Below are 2,964 nucleotides of genomic sequence, written 5' to 3'. Positions count from 1 at the left end.
GTGATCTCTCTCTATGATCTTTGGGCCGTCCCCGAAGCCCACGGGAGCGGCGCAGCGAACGCCTTGCGTGAGCGGCAGCGGAGCCGCGCCGGTGGACCCTCGGGGGCGGATCAGAGGCTCAAAAAAGGGCGATTAATTCCGCTTTCGTATCGTTGTGCGACGCTTCAGCGACCGGGTGTGTCGATCAACCCTGACATGCTCACCGGCCTGAAGGCCGATGGTTCCGGTATGGGCATGCATTAAGCTGCCCTCCTGGTGCTTCCTGCTTCATTGGGCCGCCTGCACAGCAACGCTGCTGCCCTCCCCCTCTGCTATCTCTATTGCAAGGATTAATACTATGACGCTTGCGTCTATTTCTCCCGCCGATACTCGCGCAGCGATCACTGCGGGCGCAATCCTAGTCGACATCCGCAGTGCAGATGAATATGCGCGTGAGCATATTCCCGGCGCAATAAACGTGCCGCTCGATCGGATCGGTGATCTGCCACATAACGGTCGTCAAATCATATTCCACTGCAAGTCCGGGATGCGCACTACTGCCAATACCTTACAGCTCGAATCAGCAGCTGACGGAGTACCGGCCTGTATTCTCAAAGGAGGTATCGATGCGTGGCGGCAGGCAAGACTACCCACCGTCGTCGATCGCTCACAACCGCTGGAAATCATGCGACAGGTGCAGATCACAGCCGGTACGATAGTGCTAACCGGCGTGCTGCTTGGTTTAATTGTTTCGCCCGTATTCTTCGGAATATCGGCGTTTGTCGGTGTAGGACTAATGTTCGCTGGCGTAACAGGATGGTGCGGCATGGCCAATCTTCTGCGCGTCATGCCTTGGAACCGGCGTTCAAAAGGCTGATGGTTACTATTCTGCTCACCCGTTTTTGGACTGTCTCGATATCTGGAACGACGTCTAAATTATAGGGGAAGGGTCACACTGCTCCGGCGCCTTCGGCGGGCTACGCCGCTCCCGCTCCGCGCTCGCCCGGAGCCTGCAAGGCCAGCGAAACCGGGGAAGGGCAAAATGGCTCAGGAAGCGACGAACGGGGCGATTCCGGTTGCACTTGGTGCGAGGCCAGCGGCAAGCTGGCTATGGGCGTAGTCACCTGTGGCGAGGGGAAGGGCCGGGTTGTGGTAAGTCCGGCCCTTCCTGCGTCTGTAGCTAGGAACTCCCAGTTAGAGACCGCAGGATGGCCATACAGGGCACTCAGACGAGTTTCCGATACCCAATACCGGACAAGATCCGGAAGCCATCATACGGCCTTCTGACGGCCTTATAGCGGGTGATCGCAAGAGGCGATCACCTGTTCTCCTGTCGCGATCAGGTGGGGCATGGTGCCGTCCCATGTGGGGGTTTCTCGCGGCCTGGCCGGAAAGGGCGGCACTCTGGCGGCAATTTTCGCAGTGCCACCATGCCGCGCCCTAACCCCATGTGCAGACATCGGAATCCTGAAAACCAAGGTCACAGAGTGCCGGTTTCTTTAATCTTGCCCTCACTTTTCCGCCTTCTCCCACCCCGGAACATAGACAAAATCGACGATTTGTATTACACTGAAATACAGTGTTGGGAGGGTATGTCATGGCTGTCAGTCGCATGGTCCAGGCCCGAGTGCCGGGCGAGATTCAGGAAGCCGCGAACCAGGTCATTCACGCGGCCGGGCTGACGGTGAGTGATGTGGTTCGCGTGCTGATGACGCGGATTGCCCAGGACAAGGTGATTCCGGCCGCGCTGTTTCAGCCTAATGCGGAGACGTTGGCGGCGTTTGCCGAGGTCGAGCGTGGGGATCTGACGCGCTTCAGGTCTGTTGATGCGTTGTTCGAAGATCTCCATGCGGACGATTGAGCGCACGACGGCCTTCAAGCGTGATTTCAAACGGGTGGCGAAGGGGCCGCATCGGGCTGCCTTGGACACCGATCTGCGGCGAATTATCGAGCTTCTGGTGGTCGATGCGGCATTGGAAATCCGGCATCGCGACCATGCCCTGACAGGCAACTGGAAGGACTATCGGGACTGCCATGTGAAGCCCGATCTGGTGCTGATCTATCGCCTCATTGAGGCCGATCGCCTGGTTCTGGTGCGACTGGGCTCCCATTCGGAACTCGACCTCTAGCCTTCAAGGGAAGAACAGGCGGCTCAATCCCGGCGCATCAAGGAGTGCGCGCTTATACGTTGCCCTTCGGACAACGTGCGCGTGGTGTCGGGCGATCTATTTTTCGGTGGCCGGCAAGTCTGGTTCCATGCCGTCGAAAGAAGGCTGAGATGGTGGTGGTAAGCCGGGGCCGGTAGGTAGCTGCTTCTCTCCCGGATACAGGTCTGGAATGGCCTGTAGAGGCGGCTGTGCGCCAATTTCGGTCTTATCGGGTTGTTCATCGTCTGAGAGCAGCACAGCGGCAGAAAACAGGCTGTAGCGGATGCCATCGCGATTTCCGGACCAAGCTACCCGGTCATTAACGATGTAAGCACAGGCCGTGCCTGTGGGACCGATCTGTCGAACTTCGATCCAGTTGCCCTCTCGTAAAACGGACAAAGCCCTTTTGAGAGTATTCAAGCCGCAACCAGCCATTTTGGCCAATGTAGCTTGGGATGCGACGAGAGCATTATTGCGGCCCATTTGGGAGGTCATAAGCATCATAACAGCTGCTGCTCTAGGATTTGATACAGCTAATTTTGACCATCGTTCCATAGCCGCTCGTTCGACCTGAACCCAAGTTCCGTTGGGTGCTGTGGTTAATCCAACGTGTTTTGGCTTCATGGCCTACCCCTAGATCAAATCAGACGATTTTTCATCCAAATTTGGATGAAATTCATCCATTTCATAGCGAAAAATGTAGATGAATTCAATCCAAATTTGGACAAATTCCATCCAAACCTAGCCCATAGCTGGTGGGCTAGGGGTAGCCCATAGCTGGTGGGCTACCCCCCCCCATCACATCATTGATAAATAACAATTTTTTTTGTGATCTCTC

Annotated in this window: 5 protein-coding genes; 4 read left to right on the top strand and 1 reads right to left on the bottom strand. The window is 56.4% G+C overall.

Annotated features, from left to right (window positions below; genetic code table 11):
* The 4 genes from EMQ_RS17045 (at position 1) to EMQ_RS17030 (ending at position 2,108) form a co-directional block, all read left to right on the top strand.
* Positions 1-243 (top strand): hypothetical protein, encoded by a 243-nt coding sequence (locus tag EMQ_RS17045; protein ID WP_190653925.1) that lies wholly within the window; start codon positions 1-3, stop codon positions 241-243.
* A 94-nt stretch (positions 244-337) separates the two neighbouring features.
* On the top strand, positions 338-856 hold the full coding sequence (locus EMQ_RS17040; RefSeq protein ID WP_018308608.1) for a rhodanese family protein: 519 nt from the start codon (positions 338-340) through the stop codon (positions 854-856).
* 720 nt (positions 857-1,576) lie between these two features.
* Complete coding sequence (locus tag EMQ_RS17035; RefSeq protein ID WP_018308607.1) at positions 1,577-1,840, top strand: type II toxin-antitoxin system RelB/DinJ family antitoxin; 264 nt, start codon at positions 1,577-1,579, stop codon at positions 1,838-1,840.
* Positions 1,827-2,108: a type II toxin-antitoxin system YafQ family toxin gene (locus EMQ_RS17030; protein ID WP_014106742.1), complete on the top strand. Its 282-nt coding sequence runs from the start codon at positions 1,827-1,829 to the stop codon at positions 2,106-2,108. Before EMQ_RS17035 ends, EMQ_RS17030 begins: the two co-directional genes overlap by 14 nt.
* Positions 2,109-2,204: 96 nt before the next feature.
* On the opposite strand, the gene EMQ_RS17025 is transcribed toward EMQ_RS17030, so the two are convergent.
* A complete protein-coding gene (locus EMQ_RS17025) occupies positions 2,205-2,750 on the bottom strand; it encodes a replication/maintenance protein RepL (RefSeq protein ID WP_020958252.1) in 546 nt (181 codons plus the stop codon).
* Positions 2,751-2,964 lie beyond the last annotated feature (214 nt).

It is taken from the genome of Acetobacter aceti NBRC 14818, assembly GCF_000193495.2.
Lineage (GTDB): Bacteria > Pseudomonadota > Alphaproteobacteria > Acetobacterales > Acetobacteraceae > Acetobacter > Acetobacter aceti.
Note: the sequence above shows the minus strand (reverse complement) of the source record. Positions and strands in the feature narration are given on the sequence as shown.